Here is a 19,008-nt window from a genome sequence, read left to right as displayed (position 1 = left end):
TTCTCGCTGACCCTCGCCGGTGTAGGGGGGCCTTATCCGGTGGGGGTCAGCGAGCGGATCTGTTGGAGGTAGGGCCGGTAGGCGGTGGTGAAGGGTTCTGTGGTGGTGATGTGGGCGGCCAGGTAGTCGCAGGTGGCCCGGGCGGTGGCGATGACCTGGGGCGGGTAGTCGTAGAGGACCTGGTGGTGGTGGAACTCGTCCTCGTCCATGACGCGGACCGAGCCGTCGCGCATCAGGCGGATGTCGAGGTCGAGGTCGACGGTGGTGACGGAGTCGACGCCGAACTCGGCGGGCATGGTGATGTCGCAGTAGATGGCGGTCTGGTGGGGAGTGTCGTTGAAGAGAGCGCTCCACCACTGGCCGTGCGGGAACAGGCGGACGCGGTGGTGGTCGATGGTGGTCCAACTGCCGTCGGCGCGCTGGCCCTTGGTGCCGGGGAGGGAGCCGACCCAGAGGCCGTGCTCGTCCTCGCCGAGCCGGACGGCTTCCACCAGGCGATGGGGCTGTCCGTCGTACTTGCGGAACAGCGTCCTCACCAGCTCCATGCGATCACTCTAGGTGAAAGCCGAACCATCCTGCCTGAGGAGGCGTCTTGGAGTGTGAGATAGCTCCGGTCGGGCTTGCCGAGTTCGGAAACCGGGCGCGGGGTGAATAGACTCAAGCATCCGAGGACGACCGCGGGGAGGAACTCGATGCGCGTGCTGGAGACGGTCGGAGGGCCGGCGGACCTCAAGACGCTGTCCGATCAGCAGCTCACCGATCTCGCGGCGGAGATCCGCGAGATCCTGGTCGAGACCGTGTCCCGGACCGGGGGCCACCTCGGCCCGAACCTCGGGATGGTCGAGATCACCCTGGCGATGCACCGCGTGTTCGACTCGCCGCACGACCGGCTCGTCTTCGACGTCGGTCACCAGGCGTATGTGCACAAGCTGGTCACCGGCCGGGCGCCGAAGTTCGACACTCTCCGTCAGCAGGGCGGCCTGTCCGGCTACCCGAACCAGGCCGAGTCCGAGCACGACATCATCGAGAACAGCCACGCCTCGACCGCCCTGTCGTACGCCGACGGCCTGGCCAAGGCCTACCGGTTGCGCAAGGAGGACCGGCACGTGGTCGCGCTGATCGGCGACGGCGGCCTGACCGGCGGCATGGCCTGGGAGGCGCTGAACAACATCGCCGCGGCCAAGGACCTCAAGCTGGTCATCATCGTCAACGACAACGGCCGCTCCTACAGCGACACGGTCGGAGGCCTGGCCACCCACCTAACCAGCCTGCGCACCAACCCGCGGTACGAGAAGGTCCTCGACCTGATCAAGAAGAACCTGGCCCGGACGCCGTATGTCGGCCCGCCGATGTACGAGGTGCTGCACGGGGTGAAGAAGGGCCTGAAGGACATGCTCGCCCCGCAGGGCATGTTCGAGGACCTCGGCCTCAAGTACGTCGGTCCCGTCGCCGGCCACGATCGCGAAGCGATGGAAGAGGCACTCCGCAGCGCGAAGGCGTTCGGCGGTCCGGTGATCGTGCACGCGGTGACCCAGAAGGGGTACGGGTACGCCGCCGCCGAGGAGGACGAGGAGGACAACTTCCACCAGGTCCGCCCGGTCAACAAGCCGCGCGGCTGGACGGACGTGTTCGCCGACGAGATGATCCGGATCGGTCACCGCCGCCCGGACGTGGTCGCGATCACCGCGGCGATGCTGCACCCGACCGGCCTGGCCGCGTTCGCGGCTGAGTTCCCGGACCGGATCTTCGACGTCGGCATCGCCGAGCAGCACGCGGTGACGAGTGCCGCCGGTCTCGCGCTGGGCGGTCTGCACCCGGTCGTCGGCCTGTACTCGACCTTCCTGAACCGGGCGTTCGACCAGGTGCTGATGGACGTCGCGCTGCACAGGCTCGGCGTCACGTTCGTGCTCGACCGCGCGGGGATCACCGGTGACGACGGTCCGAGCCACAACGGCATGTGGGACATGTCGATCCTGCAGGTCGTCCCCGGGCTGCGGCTCGCGGCGCCCCGTGACGGCAAGCGCCTGGAGGAGCTGCTCAACGAGGCGGTCGAGGTGAAGGACGCCCCGACGGTACTGCGCTTTGCCAAGGGCGAGGTGTTCCCGGACATCGATGCGATCGACCGGTTCGGCGAGACGGACGTGCTGAAGCGGTCCGGGACCGACGTACTCCTGGTCGGCATCGGCGCGATGGCGGCGACCGCGATGGATGTCGCGCAGCGGCTCGAGGCGCACGGCTTCGGCGTCACCGTGGTGGACCCGCGCTGGGTCAAGCCCGTCGACGCGAAGCTGGTCGAGCTGGCCGCGGACTTCAAGCTCGTGGTCACGATCGAGGACAACGGCCGGGCCGGTGGCTGCGGGTCGATGATCGCGCAGGCGTTGCGCGACGAGGGCGTGGCGACACCGGTCCGCGACTTCGGCATCCCGCAGAAGTTCCTCGAGCACGCCAAGCGTCCCGCCGTACTGCAGGAGATCGGGCTGACCGGGCAGGAGCTGGCGCGGGAGATCACCGAGCTGATCGCCCGGCATCCGGGCGAGCCGCTCAGCGAGCCCGATCCGGCCAGCGGCCGTCAGGGCAGTGCCTGAGTCAGGGCGGCACTCCGTTCCACCGCGGAGCCGTCATGCAGCAGCTCGCCGCCGCACCCGCGCCTGGCCGCTGTTGCTCTCCTTGGTCCTCGTCGCGGTCGCCGTTGCCGGTGGCCTGGCCCTGCATCACTCCAGCGAGGGCGCGGACGGTTCCGAAGCGACGACCGCCACCACGCCGGACATCGACCTGGCGGCCCGGGCCGCCGCCGTGGACAAGGTGCTCAAGAAGCGCGCACAGGCCGTGCTCACCGACAACCAGAAGGACTTCCTGGCCGACGTCGACCCGGACAACAAGAACCTGGTCGCCCGGCAGCGGACCCTGTTCACGAACCTCCGTCAGTTCGGCTTCGCGAAACTGACCTACCAGCAGCTGTCCCAGCAGTTCGACGACGCCATCACCCAGAAGTACGGCCCGTCGACGTACCTGGTCGCGATCGCGATGACCTACCAGATCCGGGGCATCGACACGGTCCCGGTCCGCGCGATGCTCGGCTACACGTTCACCGAACGGCCGACCGGCGACTGGATGCTGGTGTCCGACACCGACCTGGACAAGCGGCTGCCGCGCGGCTCACACCAGGAGGCCTGGGACACCGGCGAGGTGCTGGTGAAGCGCGCGCCGCGGGTGCTGGTGGTGGTCGAGAAGGGCCAGGACCGGCTCGCGACCAAGCTGGTCGGTATGGCGAGCAGCGCGGTGAAGGCGGTCAGCAAGAGCTGGCCGGGCGGCTGGAACGGCTCCGGTGTGGTGATCGGGCTCGACGACAAGGTCGTGCGCGGTGCCGACTACACCCAGCCGAAGAACGCCGAGGACGCGATCGCCATGGCGACGTGGGTCTACCGCACGCTGCCCGGCGAGGTGACGGGGGAGGGACAGCGGGCCGATTCGTACGTCGTGATCAACCCGCGCAACCGTGACAAGGTCGACGCGCGGACGCTGGCGCATGAATTCACCCATGTTGCGACCGCGCCGTACGGGCCTTATGCCCCACGGTGGCTGGTCGAGGGGGCGGCGACGTACGTCGAGTTCCTGCCGATGGACGGTGCACAGCCGTTGGCCATCGGGAAGTACCGGCAGGACGTGCGGACGAAGTACCTGGCGAAGGCGAAGAGCCTGCCCGCCGATGCGACCTTCTTCCAGCAGTCCGACAGTTCGTACCCGCTGTCCTGGCTGGCCCTCGACTACCTCTTCACCCGGTTCGGTGGGACCGAGGTCGGCACGCTCTACCGCGAGATGGCGGCGCTCGGCACGACGCAGGCCGATCGGGATCGGATCATGCTGGAACACGTAGGCATGACCGAAGCCGGCCTCTTCCAAGCCCTCAAGGCCGCTGCGGCTGCTTAGGGTGCGTCTGATGGTCCCGCGGCTACTGCGCGGCACTCGGCACGGCACCTCGCCGCACTGGCGCAAAGGCCACGATGCTCCGCATCGAGACCTTCGCTCCAGCACGCCGATGCACCGCACCGAGCACCTACTCGCTACGCCGCGGGACCATCAGACGCACCCTGAGCCCGCAAGAGTCGAGTAGGGTAGCCGGGCTGTGACTGACGGGTACTCGGAGGGGAACGACCCGACGTGAGTGCGACCACCCCTGTTCCGCCTGCTGGGCCCCGCCGCTGGCTGGGGTTGCTGGCGGCGGTGGCGCTGGTCTCCGTCGGCGTGGCCTACACCGTTGAAGAGCGGCACGAGGACGAGCGCGCCGGGGTCGTTGCGACCCAGACCCCGGGGCCGAGCCAGAGCCCGCAGACGTCGCGCACGGCCGCCGCGATCGCCGCCCGCCGGGTCGCCGTCGACACCATCCTGCTGCGCCGCGCCCAGGCCGTGCAGACCCGCAACCAGGCGCTCTTCCTGGCCGACATCGATCCGGCCAACACGAAGTTGCGCGCCGCGCAGGCGGTGCTGTTCGCGAACCTGGTCGAGATCGGCTTCACCGAGCTCGGCTACAGCCAGGCCGAGGAGCGGTTCAACCCGTCGGTGCTCCAGGCCCACGGGCGTACGACGTACCTGGTCCGGGTGCTGATGCGCTACCAGATCCCGCAGGTCGACCTCGCCCCGGTGACGACCGAGCTCGGCTACACGTTCGTCAGCCGGGCCGGCCGCTGGGTGATCACGGACGACGACGACCTGGACAACGACCTCGGCCCGGGCGCGCACCAGGAGGCCTGGGACCTGGGCCGGATCGAGGTGGAGCGCGCGCCGCGGGTGCTGGTCGCGGTGGAGAAGGGCGACACCAAGCGCGGCCGGGCGATCGCGGCCGCGGCGTCCCAGGGGCTGGCCGAGGTGTCGGCGTACTGGCCGCGGAAGTGGCGCGGCTCGGTGTTCGTGATCGCGCTGGACGAGACCGAGGTCCGCGACGCGCGTTTCGCCGACGAGGACATCGAGTCGGCCGCGAGTTCGGGCTCGACCTTCTCGTCGCTGCCCGGTCAGGACACCGCCGACGGCACGGTCGCCGGCGCCTACGTCGTGATCAATCCGAACGAGCGCGATCGCGTCGACGAGATCCTGCTGTCGCACGAGATCACCCATGTCGCCACCGCCGACCTCGGTGGGTACGAACCGCTCTGGCTGGCCGAGGGCGCGGCCGAGTACGTGTCCTGGCGCGGGATCGAGGCGATCAGCGGACCGGGTGAGGTCGCCAAGTGGGAGCAGGAGGTCATCGACGACGCACTGCCGAGCCTGACCTCGCTGCCGAGCGACGCCGGCTTCTACCAGAACTCCGCCGACGTGTACGGCGTCAGCTGGCTGGCCGTGCGCTACCTGGTGCAGCGGATCGGGATCGCCCACGTCGAGGAGCTGTACGAGGACATGGCGACGAACGGCACCGACCAGGCGGCCCGGGACCGGATCCTGCTCAGCCGCACCGGCCTCACCGAGGCGACGTTGTGGACTGCTCTGCAGTCGTACACTCCGCAACGCTGAGTGGCGGTTTGACCTCAAGCGGTCAGAGAGGCAATCTCGAATGGTTCCGTCCACGTCGAGGAGGCGCAGATGAGTCTTGTCCGGAAGAAGACGATCGAGCAGTCGATCGCCGACACCGACGAACCGGAGTACCAGCTCAAGAAACGTCTGACCGCGATCGATCTGACCGTCTTCGGCATCGGTGTGATCATCGGCGCCGGTATCTTCACGCTGACCGGCCGCGCGGCGAAGGCCTACGCCGGACCGAGCATCGCGTTGTCCTTCGTGCTCGCCGCGGTCTGTTGTGCGCTGGCCGCGTTGTGCTACGCCGAGTTCTCGTCCACCGTCCCGGTGTCGGGATCGGCGTACACCTTCTCGTACTTCTCGCTCGGTGAGATCTTCGCCTGGATCATCGGCTGGGACCTGCTGCTCGAACTGATGCTCGGGGCAAGCGTCGTCGCCCAGGGCTGGTCGACGTACGCCGCTCTGTTCCTCGAACAGATCGGGTTGGGCTGGCCGGCGTCGATCGGGCCGGACAGTCATGTGAACGTGCTGGCGATGCTGCTCGTGGCCGTGCTGGCCACGCTCGCGACGATCGGCATCAAGGAGTCGCTCCGGGTCAACCTGGTGCTGGTCGCGATCAAGCTGTTCGTCGTGCTGTTCGTGATCATCGCCGGCCTGTTCTACATCAAGGGCTCGAACCTCTCGCCGTTCATCCCGCCGAGCGTGCCGGCCCCGAACGGCGACGTCACCATCACCACCCCGCTGTTCCAGGCCATGTTCGGGTTCACCCCGTCGACGTTCGGCGTGATGGGCCTGGTGTCCGGCGCGTCGCTGGTGTTCTTCGCGTTCATCGGGTTCGACGTGGTCGCGACCACTGCCGAAGAGGCGAAGAACCCGCAGCGCGACCTGCCGCGCGGCATCATCGGCTCACTGGCGATCTGCACGGTGCTCTACGTGCTGGTCTGCATCGTCATCACCGGCATGGTGAAGTACACCGATATCAACGGTGAGGCGGCGCTGGCCGAGGCGTTCCGATCGGTCGGCCGGGACAGCTTCGCGACCCTCATCTCGGCGGGTGCGGTGGCCGGTCTGACCACGGTGGTGCTGACGTTGATGATCGGCGCGGCTCGCGTGGTGTTCGCGATGAGCCGTGACCACCTGATGCCGCGTCAGCTCGGCAAGACGCACGCGAAGTGGGGGACGCCGTACCGGCTGACCATCGCGATCGGCGTGATCGTCGCGATCGTTGCCGGTCTCACCCCGATTGGGAAGCTGGAGGAGATGGTGAACATCGGCACCCTGGCCGCGTTCACCCTGGTGTCGATCGCCGTACCGCTGCTGCGCAAGAGCCGGCCGGACATCAAGCGCTCCTTCACCGTGCCGGGCAACCCGGTGGTCCCGATCCTGGCGGCGCTCATCTGCGTCTACCTGATGCTGAACCTGTCGCTGGAGACCTGGCTGCGGTTCGCGATCTGGATGGTGCTCGGCTTCGTCGTCTACGCCCTGTACGGCTACCGCAGGAGCCGCGTCGGCATCGAGGAGCGCACCGGCGAGGTCACGAAGGCCTGACCGTTCCGTTCGGATGGTCGGCGACCCGGTAGGATCAGCCGACCATCCGAGGGGGATCGCATGAAGCACCCGAGGCGCCTGCTCGCAGGCGTCGCCGCGCTGGCGCTGGCCGCGACCGCGGGTGTCGTCGCTGTCCGCGTCCAGCACGGCTCGCCGCCCGGCAGCAGCGCCGTGGCGGCGGTCGAAGCGACCGCGACGCCGGGCTTGCTGAACGACGCGCAGAAGGAGGCCCGCAAGGGCCAGGTCGACGTCGTGCTGGCTGCGCGGGCCACCGCGGTTCTGAAGGGTGATCTGCGGAGGTTCCTCGCCGCGGTCGATCCGAAGCAGCCGCAGCTGGTGGCGCGGCAGCGGCTGCTGTTCACGAACCTGCGGAAGTTCGGGTTCACCAAGCTGACGTACTTCGCCGCGGACGAGCGTGAGTCGCCGGAGCTGACGACGAAGTACGGGCCGGGCGTGTTCACCACCCGGGTGATGATGCGGTATCAGCTGACCGGCCTGGACGCGAAGCCCGTGCAGACGGACCTCGGCTACACCTTCGTACGGCGAGCAGGCGCGTGGATCCTGGTCGAGGACAGCGCGATCGACGGCGAGCTGAGCGCGGACGGGCATCGCCAGCCGTGGGACTACCAGGAGGTCGCGGTGGTCCGGCGCGGCAAGGTCGTCGTCGTGGTCGACAAGCGCGAACTGGCGCTGGGCCGGAAGATCGCGAAGGTGTCGCAGGGCTCGGTCGACGCCGTACGGCGGCACTGGCCGCGACCGTGGAACGGCGCGGTGATGGTGGTCGCGATGGCCGAGCCGCGGGTGATGGCGCTGCTGTGGACCTCTGGGTCGGGCTCCGGCTGGACCATCGCCGCGAAGGCGGTCACCTTGTACGACGGGGAGCCGATCGGACCGAAGAAGACGACGCCGGTGAGCAGCCGGATCGTCGTGAACCCGGCCGTCCGCAAACAACTCGACGAAGACCTGCTCGTGCATGAGATGACGCACGTCGCGACCGTGCCGATCGGGAACAACACGCCGATCTGGTTGGTCGAAGGGCTCGCGGAGTATGTCCGATGTGCGTCGATCGAGGACGACCCGCACTGGACGGTCGATCCCTACCGGAAGACGGTGCGGACCAAGTATCTGCCGGGGATGAAGGTGCTGCCTGGTCCGGCGGAGTTCGACGCCGATGGTGATCGGTCGTACGGGCAGAGCTGGTGGATCACGGCGTACCTGGAGTCGAAGCTGGGGGAGCAGGGGGTGGCGTCTCTCTACGCCGACCTCGCCGTCCACAGCACCAACGAGGCCACCTACACCAGCATCATCAAGAAACACACGGGCAAGACCCCCACGCAGTTGGTTGCCGCCGTCAAGAAGTTCAAGGGCTAGAAAAGCCCCCGCCCCCTCGCTTCGCTCGGGGGCGGGGTTCGGGTGGGAGCCCGCCCACCCCATGGTCCTGCTGGAGCCGGGCTCGGAGCGGGGTTGCGGCCCGCATCGCCCCGAGCGGGTGTGGTCAGGTCAGGCTGGCGATGCCCTTTCGGAGGAAGCGGGAGCCGTTGACTTTTTCGGAGATGCCCGTGCGGTCGAGGTATGGGGTGATGCCGCCGAGGTGGAAGGGCCAGCCGGCGCCGAGGAGTAGGCAGAGGTCGATGTCCTGGGCTTCGGCGACCACGCCTTCGTCGAGCATGATCTTGATTTCTTCGGCGAGCGCGGCCAGGACTCGGGTGCGGAGCTCCTCGGGCGTCGACGGCTTGTCGCCGACCGTCACCAGTGCCTCGACCTCGGGGTCGACGACGGGCTTGCCCTCCGGCCACAGGTAGAACGAACTCTTGCCTGCGGCAACGACCTTGGCCAGGTTCGCCGACACCGCGAACCGCTCCGGGTAAGCCCGGTTCATCGTCTCGGCCACGTGCAGCGCGACCGGCAGCCCGACCAGCTGCAGCAGCACGAAGGGCGGCATCGGCAACCCGAGCGCCGACAACGCCTTGTCCGCCGCGGGGATCGGCGTACCCTCGTCCACCGCCGCGCTGACCTCGCCGAGGAAGCGCGTCAGCAGCCGGTTCACCACGAACGCCGGGGCGTCCTTCACCAGCACGCACGACTTCTTCAGCGTCTTGCCGACCGCGAACGCGGTCGCCAGCGACGCGTCGTCGGTCCGGTCGGCCCGGATGATCTCGAGCAGCGGCAGCACTGCGACCGGGTTGAAGAAGTGGAACCCGACGACCCGCTCCGGGTGCTCCAGGTCCGCGGCCATCTCCGTCACCGACAGGGACGACGTGTTCGTGGCCAGGATCGCGTCCGGCCGGATGATCTTCTCCAGTTCGGCGAAGATCGTCTTCTTCAGCTGCAGTTCCTCGAACACGGCCTCGATCACGAAGTCCGCGTCGGCGAACACGGCCCGGTCCACCGAGCCGGTGACGAGCGCCTTGAGCTGGTTCGCCTTGTCCGGCCGGATCCGGCCCTTGCCGAGCAGCTTGTCGATCTCACCGTGCACGTACCCGACCCCGCGGTCCACCCGCTCCTGGTCCAGGTCCGTGAGTACGACGGGAACCTCGAGGCGCCGTACGAACAACAGCGCCAGCTGGCCCGCCATCAGACCCGCGCCGACGACGCCGACCTTGGTGACCGGGCGGGCGAGCGACTTGTCCGGCGCACCGGCCGGCCGCTTGGCCCGCTTGTTCACCAGATCGAAGGCGTACAGGCCGCTGCGCAGTTCCTCGCTCATGATCAGATCGGCGAGCGCCTCGTCCTCGGCCGCAAAAGCGGAGTCGCGGTCCCACCTGTCACAGTCCTTCGCCGCCGCGATCAGGTCGAGCGCCCGGTACGGCGCCGGGGCCGCACCGCTGACCTTGAGGTCGGCAAACCCCTTGCCCCGGGCAACGGCAGCGTCCCAGGCCTCGCCGCGGTCGATCTCCGGCCGCTCGACGACCACCGAGCCGGTGAGCACCTTGCTCGCCCAGATCAGCGACTGCTCCAGGAAGTCGGCCGAGTCCAGCAGCACGTCGCCGATGCCGAACTGCACGGCCTCCGGGCCGCTGAGCATCTTGTTCTGGTTCAGGGCGTTCTCGACCACGACCTTGACGGCCTTGTCGGCGCCGATCAGGTTCGGCAGCAGGAAGTTGCCGCCCCAGCCCGGGATCAGGCCGAGGAACACCTCGGGCGTCGCGAGCACCCCGGCCGCGGCGGAGACGGTCCGGTACGTCGCGTGCAGTGCGACCTCGAGCCCGCCACCCAGCGCGACGCCGTTGACGAACGCGAAGCTGGGCTTGCCGCCGTCGACCAGCTTGCGCATCACGCCGTGGCCGATCCGGCCCAGGTTCAGCGCCTGCTCGCGATCGACCAGCTTCGGTACGCCGGTCAGGTCGGCGCCCGCGGCCAGGATGAACGGCTTGCCGGTGACGCCGATCGCGACGACCTCGTCCCGGGCCAGCGCCGCGTCGATCGCGGCGTTCAGCGAGGCAAGGCCCTTCGGCCCGAAGGTGTTCGGCTTGGTGTGGTCATGCCCGTTGTCGAGCGTGATCAGCGCCATCAGGCCGGCCTTGCCCGGCAGTACGACGTCCCGCGAGTGCGCGAGCGTGACGACTTCGTCGTCCGACAGCGCGACAGCCGAATCCATCAGTTCCTGCAAGCTCATGCGGCCGCGTTCCCTTCCCAGTTCGGGTTCTCCCAGATGACCGTTCCACCCATGCCCAGGCCGACGCACATGGTGGTCAGGCCGTAGCGGACCTCGGGGCGCTGCTCGAACTGCTTGGCCAGCTGGTTCATCAGCCGGACGCCGGAGGACGCCAGCGGGTGGCCGTAGGCGATCGCGCCGCCGTACGGGTTGACCCGTGGGTCGTCGTCGGCGATGCCGTAGTGCTCCAGGAACGCGAGCACCTGGACGGCGAACGCCTCGTTCACCTCGAAGGCCTGGATGTCGTCGATGGTCAGCCCGGCCAGCTTGAGTGCCTTCTCGGTCGCCGGAACCGGTCCGAGGCCCATCACCTCGGGCTCGACGCCGACGAAGCCATAGGAGACCAGCTTCATCTTCGGCTTCAGGCCCAGCTCGGCGGCGGCTTCGGCCGAGGTGATCAGCGCGGCGGTCGCGCCGTCGTTGATTCCCGCGGAGTTGCCCGCGGTCACCCGGCCGTGCGGGCGGAACGGGGTCTTCAGTTTCGCCAGGTCCTCCATCGTGGTGCCCGGGCGCATCGGCTCGTCCGTGGTGGCGTAGCCCCAGCCCTGCTCGGCCGATCGGGTGGCGATCGGCACCAGGTCGGGCTGGATGAGGTCGTTCGCGTAGGCCTTGGCGGCGCGCTCCTGGGAGGCCACCGCGAACGCGTCGGCGCGCTCCTTGGTGATCGAGGGGAAGCGGTCGTGCAGGTTCTCCGCGGTCGACCCCATCACCAGCGCGGACGTGTCGACCAGCTTCTCGGAGATGATCCGCGGGTTCGGGTCGACGCCCTCGCCCATCGGGTGCCGGCCCATGTGCTCGACGCCGCCGGCCACGACCACGTCGTACGCGCCGAAGGCGATGCCGGCCGCGGTGGTGGTGACGGCGGTCATCGCACCGGCGCACATCCGGTCGATCGCGTAGCCGGGGGTGGTGTTCGGCAGGCCGGCCAGCAGGGCCGCGGTCCGGCCGATGGTCAGGCCCTGGTCGCCGATCTGGGTGGTGGCCGCGATCGCGACCTCGTCCACCCGCTCCGGCGGGAGCTCCGGGTTCCGCCGCAGCAGCTCCCGGATGCACTTGATCACCAGGTCGTCGGCGCGCGTCTCGGCGTACTGGCCCTTGGCCTTGCCGAACGGGGTGCGAACGCCGTCGACGAACACGACATCGCGGATCTCACGGGGCACGAGGGCCCTCCTCTGGGGGTCGGGAAAGCTAACCCGATGCTACCCGTCGGTAACAGAACTCCCCAAGCACCCCCGCCTGTGCGGCTGCTCACAGGGCCAGGACAGCCGCCAGCACGGTCAAGGACAGGGCGGCGGCGAAGCACACCTGCTGCGCGCCGAGCGAGATGTCCCCGATCCGCGTGTGCAGATTCAGTGCGCTGCCGTCCTTCGGCGCCAGCGCGCCGGTGAGGGCGAACAGGTGCACGACGCCGGCGAAGATCGACAGCAGGAACAGCCCCCAGCCGATCGTCATCAGCACTTTGGACGTGTGCCCCGCGCCGGTCGCGAAGTCCTTGTAGAAGGTGATCGTCAGCGCCACCACCGCGGTCGACAGTGTGATCAGCTGCTTGGCCGCATCCTGCGAGAAGTCGAAGGCCTTCGCCTGCCGGTCGTCCATCGGGCGGCCCTCAGCACCACGGTGACATCGGGCAGAACCAGCGCCGGATCGACCGCAGCGTGCTCGCGTCCATCACGTCGCCCTCGTGCAGGCCGCCGACCTGGCCGGCGCCCGCGACGATCGTCCGGGCGAGCGCGCGGGCGCCGTCCTCGGCCGCCGCCGCGTCCTCGCTCAGACCGTCGTCGATGATCGACTGTAAGTAGTCGACCGCCTCGTCGGTGAGCCGCATGCCCTCCTGTTGGACCTGGTCCAGCACGACGTCCCGGATGTAGTCACCGCGTGACTGCGTCGCCCCTCCACCGGACATTGGTTCCCCCCTCGGTTCGGTCGTCCAACCGTAGGCCGCGGCTCCGTCGGCGGCCAGATCTCGTAACCCGTGGCGCACGGCGTCGAATCGGCGCATGCTGGTGCCAGGTAGCTATGGGGAGCCGTTCTATGAACAACCTTGATCTCGCCGTACCGGTGCTGAGCCGGGGCAAGCACCGCAACCCGCGCAAGGGCGCATGCTTCATGGAGTTCGCGTCGTACCTGGCGGGGGAGCCCTGGTCGGATCACCCGTCCTGCACGCACCCGCTGCTGGCGGGCGTGGCCCGGGATGTCAACGACTGCACGACGGACAGCGGCCGGTCGCGGCTGGCTCCGCTGATCCCGTCGGTGATCGGCCTGACGCCCGACGACCCGCACGTCGTGGCACGAGTGACCGCGCGCTGCATCCAGCACGCGTTGCCGGTGGTCTCGCAGGAGCGTCAGTACATCCTGGCCGTGGCGTTGCTGGTGGGGGAGAAGCACCTGGCCGCGCTGGACGGGCGTCCGCTGGACGACCTCGAGCCGGACTCGCTCGCGGTGCTGGAGGCGGTGCCGTCCGCGACCAAGTGGGCGCGGTCCTTCACCTCGCGGGCCCACCGGGGTACGCCGGACTTCGCGCGCCGGACCGCACCACGTGCGGTGTCGTGCGCGGTCGAAGGGATCTCGCAGGCCTGCGTGCCGAACCCGGACGAACGCCTCTACAACCTGCTCACCGCGGCGATCGCGGAGTGCAGGGCGTGGATGCCGGCGCCCGCACCGCTGCCCGTGCAAGAGATGCCCGTCCGCGAACAGCGCGTGGAAGTTCGCTAGGGCGTGGCTAGGCGACCAGTAGGCTTCACTGTGTGACTTTGGAGATCGATACCGGTACAGGATTGATGCCAGTCCACGAGTGGGGTTCCACTGGCGATGACACGCCGGGGCTGCTGCTCCTTCAGGAGATCTTCGGGGTCTCCGACTACATCAAGCAGCGCGCTTCGGATCTGGCCGCGCTCGGGTACTACGTGATCGCGCCTGAGATCTACTGGCGGCTGGACGACACGTCCCTGGACGAGTCCGACCCCGAGTTGCTGCAGCGCGCCATGGGCATCGTGCAGCGGCTCGACTGGGGCCAGGCCGTCACGGACTCGGTTGCCGCGCTGGACTACCTGCGTGCCCGCGGCAAAGGCACCGGGATCGTCGGCTTCTGCTTCGGCGGTGGGCTCGGATTCAACGTCGCCGCAGCGTCGTCGCCGGACGTGCTGGTCAGCTACTACGGCTCCTCGCTGCCACAGCTGATCGACCTTGCGCCGGAGGTGACCGCGACCAGCCTGCACCACTTCGGCGACGCGGACACCTATCTCAAAGCCGACGCCGTGATCCCCGCGCTGGGCGATGCCGAGATCCACAGGTACGCCGGCGCCGGTCACGCGTTCGACAATCCCATGCCTGCCTTCCACCACGCGGACGCTTCCGCGCTGGCGTGGCGGCGTACCGTCGACTTCCTTGCCCGTCACCTCCCAACCTCCCAAGGACAAGCATGAGCCTGTACGACATCCCGCTGACGACCCTTTCCGGTGCATCGACCTCGCTCGGCGACTACAAGGGCAAGGCCGTCCTCGTCGTGAACGTCGCGTCGAAGTGTGGCCTGACGCCGCAGTACGAGGGCCTGGAGAACCTGCAGAAGAAGTACGCCGCCCGTGGCTTCACCGTGCTCGGTGCCCCGTGCAACCAGTTCGGCGGGCAGGAGCCGGGGACGGCGGAGGAGATCGAGACGTTCTGCTCGACGACGTACGGCGTGAGCTTCCCGATGCTGGACAAGCTCGAGGTGAACGGCGACGGACGCCACCCGCTCTACTCCGAGCTCACCCTGACCCCGGATGCCACGGGCGAGGCCGGCGACATCCAGTGGAACTTCGAGAAGTTCCTGATCAGCCCTGAGGGCACGGTCGCGGCCCGCTTCCGGCCGCGCACCGAGCCGGAGTCCGAGGAGATCGTCACCGCGATCGAGACCCAGCTCCCGAACTAGTTCTGCCTCCTCACCACCCGCCCGCCGCGTCTTCGCGGCGGGCGTTTCTTTTGGTCCAATTTCTATTGCAACACTTCTTTCGAAAGAGTACTTTCGATGGATGCCGACCCCGCATCGCCATCTCAGCGACCCACGTGAGCTCAACGCCCTGGCGCACCCTGTGCGGATGGCGATCGTCGAACTGCTGTCGATCAGCGGACCACTGACCGCCACCGAACTGGCCGACCGGCTCGACGAAACGCCGGCCAACTGCTCGTGGCACCTGCGCAAACTGGCGCAGCACGGGTTCGTGGAGGAGGCCGGGGGCGGAACGGGCCGGCAGCGGCCGTGGCAGGTGCCAGGGCTCGGATTCGGTTGGGACGACGAGCACGCGTCGGAGTCGATCCAGGAGCGGCGGGCAGCGCAGGCCCTGTCCGAGGTGGTGATGAGCCGTGCGATGGACCGGCTGCGCGAGTTCCAGCAGCGCGCCCCGGAGGAGACCGAGGAATGGCGCACGGCGCAGACCAGCAATGAGATGGTCGCCTGGCTGACCGCGGACGAGCTCAAGGAGATGAACGACGCGATCACTGCGGTGCTCGACCGCCATGTGGAGCGACTGACCGAACCGCAGCAGCGACCACCCGGCTCGCGGCTCTGCGAGTTCGTCGCGTGGGGCATACCGACGTACTTCCCGGGGGTCGAGCCGGCATGAGGAAGGTGTTCGCGCAGCCTGGGTTCCCTCGCCTCTTCGGCGGGCTGAGTACGTCGATGCTCGGCGACTCGGTGATGCTGCTGGTGCTGAGCATGTGGGTGAAGACACTCACCGGCTCCAACGCGCTCGCCGGGCTGACCTTCTTCTTCATGGTGCTGCCGGCGCTCGGCGCTCCGCTGCTCGGTGTCTGGGTCGACCGGCTGCCCCGCAAGTCGATCCTCGTCTGGGGGAACTTCGCCAGCGCGGCCGCGGTGCTGCCGCTCGTGCTGGTGCGCGACGAGAATGACGTCTGGCTGATCTGGGTCGTTGCGTTCCTGTACGGCGTCTCGTTCGTGGTGCTGCCCGCGGCGCTCAACGGGCTGCTCAAGGAGCTGCTGCCGGAAGACCTCCTCGTCGACGCCAACTCCAGCCTCGCCACGATCAAGGAGGGCTATCGGCTGTTCGGGCCGCTGGTCGGGGCGGCGATCTTCGCGACCGCGGGCGGCTGGCTGGTGGCGGTCGTCGACGCGGCGACGTTCGCCATCGCCGGGCTGCTGATCGCGACGATCAAGGTGACCGAGACCCCGGCACCGGTCAGGAGCACCTTCCGGGAAGATCTCCTCGGTGGCATCCGCTTCCTGGTCGGCGACCGGGTGCTCCGCCACGTCGTCGCCGGGCTGGCGATCTCCATCCTGGTCATCGGCTTCTTCGAGTCGTCGATCTACGCGCTGATGGACGCCTTCGACAAACCGCCGACGTTCTCGGGCGTCTTCGTGACCTGTCAGGGCGTCGGTGCGGTCCTCGGCGGCCTCACCGCGAGCTGGGCCGTACGCCGTCTCGGTGAGATCGCGACCTGTGCCGTCGGCCTGACCGCGCTGGCCGTCGCCACTGTCGTCTGTGCCGCCGCGCCCACCATTGCACTTGTCCTCGTCGGCGCAGGCATCTGCGGTCTCGGGCTGCCGTGGACCTTCGTCGCGTTCACGACGCTGATGCAGCGGCGCTCGCCGGGCCACCTGATCGGCCGGGTGTCGACCGCGGTCGAGGTGCTCGTGTCCACCCCGCAGGCCATCTCACTGGCGCTCGGCAGCCTGCTTGTCAGTCTGCTCAGCTACCGCCAGATCTTCGCCATCATCGCGACGGTGATCCTGCTCGGCGTACTCCAGATCGTTCTCACCTTGCCCGATGAGATCCGCGGCGACCTGGCGAGCGGCGACCGGCAGCAGGACGCCGTCAGCCTGGAGGAGTAGAGGACCGAAGCTGTCCTGTACTGCTTCTACGGTGGTGTCAACCGACCGCGAAGGAGCAGGAATCATGACGACTGTCACGCCGATCCCCGAGGGCTATCACACCGTGACCCCGTGGATCATCGGGCACGACACCGCCGGGCTGATGGAGTTCCTGGCCGCCGCGTTCGGCGCCGAGGACCTGGGTGGGCGGGTGGTCGACGAGCACGGGAACATCGGGCACGCGGAGATGCGGATCGGCGACTCGGTGGTGATGATGTTCGACAAGCCGGACTGGCCGCCGACGCCGGCGTTCCTGCGGCTCTATCTGCCGGACGTCGAGGCCGCCCTGAAGCAGGCGGTCGCGGCCGGCGGCACCGTCGTGACCGAGCCGACGCACCTGTTCTGGGGCGACATCGTGGCGCGGGTGCACGACCCGTTCGGCAACCTGTACTGGCTGCAGACCCGGATCGAGGTCGTCGACGAGGCGGAGCTGAGACGCCGGTTCGGGGACGAGAAGTTCACCAAGGCGCTGGACTACGTGCAGAGCTCGCTGTTCCGGCCGGTCGGCTGATCAGTCCAGCGGTTTGGCGGGCGCGGCCTCGGAGGACATCGCGTCGGTCAGGGCCTCCGCGGTGAGGGCGATCTGCCAGCCGCGGGCGTGATGCTCGCGCAGGAAGGTCGTCACCACGTCGAGGCTCAGGTCCGGTGGTGGCGACCAGGCGAGCCGCCGGATCGTGTCGGGGGAGAGCAGGTTCTCCGTCGGCAGCCGGTGGGCTTCGGCGATCTCCGCGACCGCGGCCCGCGCGGCGGACAACCGGGCCGCCGCGTCCGGGTCCCGATCGGCCCAGGCGCGCGCAGGCGGCGGACCGTCGTACCGGGGTCCTTGCTTGGGGAGCTCGGAGTCGGGGAGCCGGCGCGCGTGGTCGACCGCCTCCCACCAGGTCCGCATGTGGCGGTGTGCGCCGCGGCCCTTGAAGGCGGTCAGCTTCTGCAGCGTGTCCCGGTCCGCCGGCATCGCGGACGCGGCCTCGACGATCGCCGCGTCCGGCAGGATCCGGCCGGGGGAGATGTCCGCGGACTCGGCGATCTGGTCGCGGGCCTCCCACAACGCCCGTACGACGGCCAGACTCCGGCGATTGCGGACCCGGTGCATGCCGGAGGTGCGGCGCCACGGGTCGGGCTTCGGCTCCCGGGGCGGCGCCTCGAGGATCGCGGCGAACTCCTGGTCGGCCCAATCCCACTTGCCCTCGCGACGCAGCTCCTGCTCGATCGCGTCGCGCAACTCGATCAGCATCTCCACGTCCAGAGCGGCGTACACCAGCCAGGGTGCGGGCAGCGGACGGGTCGACCAGTCGGCGGCGGAGTGCTCCTTGCGCATCCGGTAGCCGAGCACTTCGCTCACCAGTGAGGCCAGGCCGACTTTCGGGTATCCGAGGAGGCGGCCGGCCAGTTCAGTGTCGAACACCTTCCGCGGCACCATCCCGACCTCGGCCAGGCAGGCCAGATCCTGGTTGGCGGCGTGGATGATCCACTCGGCGTCGACGATCGCGTCACCGAGCGCGGACAGGTCGCCGAACGGGATCGGGTCGATCAGCGCCGAGCCAGCGCCCTCGCGGCGAAGCTGGACCAGATACGCGCGGTGGGAGTAGCGGTAGCCGGACGCGCGTTCGGCGTCGACGGCGACCGGGCCGGTGCCGGACCGGAACGCGTCGACCACCTCGGTCAGTGCGGGTTCGGTGTCGATGACGTCCGACAGCCCGTCACGGAGCTCGAGCAGTGGCAGGTGCGCGGTCGGGTCGTCCGGGACGGGCGTCGGTTGCTGGGTCTCGGCTGGGCTCATCGGCCCCGCTGTCCGCGCCGGGTCGGCATCGCGACCACCCCCGGCGGCACCGGCGGCAGGCCGGCCGCCGTGCAGAGCACCTCGCCCCACGCCTCCGCGTGCCGGGTCACGTCCACCAGGCCTCCAGGTCCCGGCACCGGGCTCCAGGACGCGCGGATCTCGATCTCCGCCGTCGCGTCGTCGTCGGCCATGCCGCCGAAGCTTTCCGATACCACCCTGGTGACGGTACCGCTTGGGGCCAGGAAGTCGGCGCCCCGGTCGGCCAGCGCCTCCATCAACCAGGTCCAGCCCACGCCGCCGAGCAGCGCGTCGGTCACCATCTCCGGCTCGACGGCGGCGCGCACGTACGCGACACAGCGGAAGGTCGACTGCCAGGCGTCGTTCCCGTCCGGGTCGTAGAGGATGACGAGGCGGCCGGTGGCGACATCGTCACCGTCGACCGTCACGTCCGCGCTGACCGCGGCCGCATGCGGAGCGATCCGCTGCGGCGCGGGCATCTCCTCGACGAATACCTCGGGCCGGAACCGGGCACCGCGTAGTTGCGTCACGGCCTCGGCGAACTCGGCGGGTGGCGCGTCGACCTGCTTGCGGGCACCCATGCTTGGCAGCCTACGACTGATTACTCACCGACGCCTGTGGCGACGCGCCGGTAACGCA

The 19,008-nt window shown here is 69.0% G+C and carries 18 protein-coding genes; 11 read left to right on the top strand and 7 right to left on the bottom strand.

From position 1 onward, the window contains the following. Positions 1-32: 32 nt before the first annotated feature. A complete protein-coding gene (locus tag OG876_RS37235) occupies positions 33-545 on the bottom strand; it encodes a DUF402 domain-containing protein (protein WP_328521409.1) in 513 nt (170 codons plus the stop codon). Positions 546-692: 147 nt separating this feature from the next. On the opposite strand from OG876_RS37235, the gene dxs reads away from it, so the two are divergent. From dxs to OG876_RS37210, 5 genes are all read left to right on the top strand, one after another. Continuing rightward, positions 693-2,585 (top strand): 1-deoxy-D-xylulose-5-phosphate synthase, encoded by a 1,893-nt coding sequence (gene dxs / locus OG876_RS37230; RefSeq protein WP_328521408.1) that lies wholly within the window; start codon positions 693-695, stop codon positions 2,583-2,585. A gap of 73 nt (positions 2,586-2,658) precedes the next feature. After that, on the top strand, positions 2,659-3,927 hold the full coding sequence (locus OG876_RS37225; protein WP_328521407.1) for a hypothetical protein: 1,269 nt from the start codon (positions 2,659-2,661) through the stop codon (positions 3,925-3,927). Between the two features lie 231 nt (positions 3,928-4,158). Then, entirely contained in the window at positions 4,159-5,502 is a 1,344-nt protein-coding gene (locus tag OG876_RS37220) for a hypothetical protein (RefSeq protein ID WP_328521406.1), read from the top strand. A 69-nt stretch (positions 5,503-5,571) separates the two neighbouring features. Continuing rightward, positions 5,572-7,053 (top strand): amino acid permease, encoded by a 1,482-nt coding sequence (locus OG876_RS37215; RefSeq protein WP_328521405.1) that lies wholly within the window; start codon positions 5,572-5,574, stop codon positions 7,051-7,053. Between the two features lie 60 nt (positions 7,054-7,113). Beyond that, entirely contained in the window at positions 7,114-8,424 is a 1,311-nt protein-coding gene (locus tag OG876_RS37210; RefSeq protein WP_328521404.1) for a hypothetical protein, read from the top strand. A 124-nt stretch (positions 8,425-8,548) separates the two neighbouring features. On the opposite strand, the gene OG876_RS37205 is transcribed toward OG876_RS37210, so the two are convergent. The 4 genes from OG876_RS37205 to OG876_RS37190 form a co-directional block, all read right to left on the bottom strand. After that, positions 8,549-10,669, bottom strand: coding sequence for a 3-hydroxyacyl-CoA dehydrogenase NAD-binding domain-containing protein (locus OG876_RS37205; protein WP_328521403.1), 2,121 nt, complete (start codon positions 10,667-10,669; stop codon positions 8,549-8,551). Then, positions 10,666-11,868, bottom strand: a complete 1,203-nt coding sequence (locus OG876_RS37200; protein WP_328521402.1) for a thiolase family protein — start codon at positions 11,866-11,868, stop codon at positions 10,666-10,668. Before OG876_RS37200 ends, OG876_RS37205 begins: the two co-directional genes overlap by 4 nt. An 88-nt stretch (positions 11,869-11,956) precedes the next feature. Further along, on the bottom strand, positions 11,957-12,304 hold the full coding sequence (locus tag OG876_RS37195; RefSeq protein ID WP_328521401.1) for a hypothetical protein: 348 nt from the start codon (positions 12,302-12,304) through the stop codon (positions 11,957-11,959). A 10-nt stretch (positions 12,305-12,314) separates the two neighbouring features. Then, entirely contained in the window at positions 12,315-12,611 is a 297-nt protein-coding gene (locus tag OG876_RS37190; protein ID WP_328521400.1) for a hypothetical protein, read from the bottom strand. 128 nt (positions 12,612-12,739) lie between these two features. Here OG876_RS37190 and OG876_RS37185 point away from each other — a divergent pair, with 128 nt between their 5' ends. The 6 genes from OG876_RS37185 to OG876_RS37160 all read left to right on the top strand — a co-directional run bounded on the left by OG876_RS37185 (position 12,740) and on the right by OG876_RS37160 (position 17,082). Continuing rightward, positions 12,740-13,420, top strand: coding sequence for a hypothetical protein (locus OG876_RS37185; protein ID WP_328521399.1), 681 nt, complete (start codon positions 12,740-12,742; stop codon positions 13,418-13,420). 32 nt (positions 13,421-13,452) lie between these two features. Continuing rightward, positions 13,453-14,130, top strand: coding sequence for a dienelactone hydrolase family protein (locus OG876_RS37180; RefSeq protein ID WP_328521398.1), 678 nt, complete (start codon positions 13,453-13,455; stop codon positions 14,128-14,130). Then, the gene (locus OG876_RS37175) at positions 14,127-14,615 is read left to right on the top strand and encodes a glutathione peroxidase (RefSeq protein WP_328521397.1); all 489 of its coding nucleotides are present in this window, start codon (positions 14,127-14,129) and stop codon (positions 14,613-14,615) included. Before OG876_RS37180 ends, OG876_RS37175 begins: the two co-directional genes overlap by 4 nt. Before the next feature lie 100 nt (positions 14,616-14,715). Further along, complete coding sequence (locus OG876_RS37170) at positions 14,716-15,306, top strand: winged helix-turn-helix domain-containing protein (protein ID WP_328521396.1); 591 nt, start codon at positions 14,716-14,718, stop codon at positions 15,304-15,306. After that, the gene (locus OG876_RS37165; protein WP_328521395.1) at positions 15,303-16,532 is read left to right on the top strand and encodes an MFS transporter; all 1,230 of its coding nucleotides are present in this window, start codon (positions 15,303-15,305) and stop codon (positions 16,530-16,532) included. Before OG876_RS37170 ends, OG876_RS37165 begins: the two co-directional genes overlap by 4 nt. A 64-nt stretch (positions 16,533-16,596) precedes the next feature. After that, entirely contained in the window at positions 16,597-17,082 is a 486-nt protein-coding gene (locus tag OG876_RS37160; RefSeq protein ID WP_328521394.1) for a VOC family protein, read from the top strand. Here OG876_RS37160 and OG876_RS37155 read toward each other — a convergent pair whose 3' ends face one another. Together OG876_RS37155 and OG876_RS37150 are read right to left on the bottom strand one after the other, a co-directional pair. After that, positions 17,083-18,351 carry a ribonuclease D gene (locus tag OG876_RS37155; RefSeq protein ID WP_328521393.1) on the bottom strand — a complete coding sequence of 423 codons (1,269 nt, stop codon included), beginning with the start codon at positions 18,349-18,351 and terminating at the stop codon, positions 17,083-17,085. It abuts the gene before it with no gap. Beyond that, positions 18,348-18,950: a DUF3000 domain-containing protein gene (locus OG876_RS37150; protein ID WP_328521392.1), complete on the bottom strand. Its 603-nt coding sequence runs from the start codon at positions 18,948-18,950 to the stop codon at positions 18,348-18,350. The genes OG876_RS37155 and OG876_RS37150 overlap by 4 nt, the downstream gene beginning before the upstream one ends. Positions 18,951-19,008: the final 58 nt, after the last annotated feature.

It is taken from the genome of Kribbella sp. NBC_00359, assembly GCF_036097425.1.
Classification (GTDB): domain Bacteria; phylum Actinomycetota; class Actinomycetes; order Propionibacteriales; family Kribbellaceae; genus Kribbella.
The sequence above is the reverse complement of the archived record's forward strand: the minus strand, read 5'-3'. Positions and strand labels throughout refer to the sequence as shown.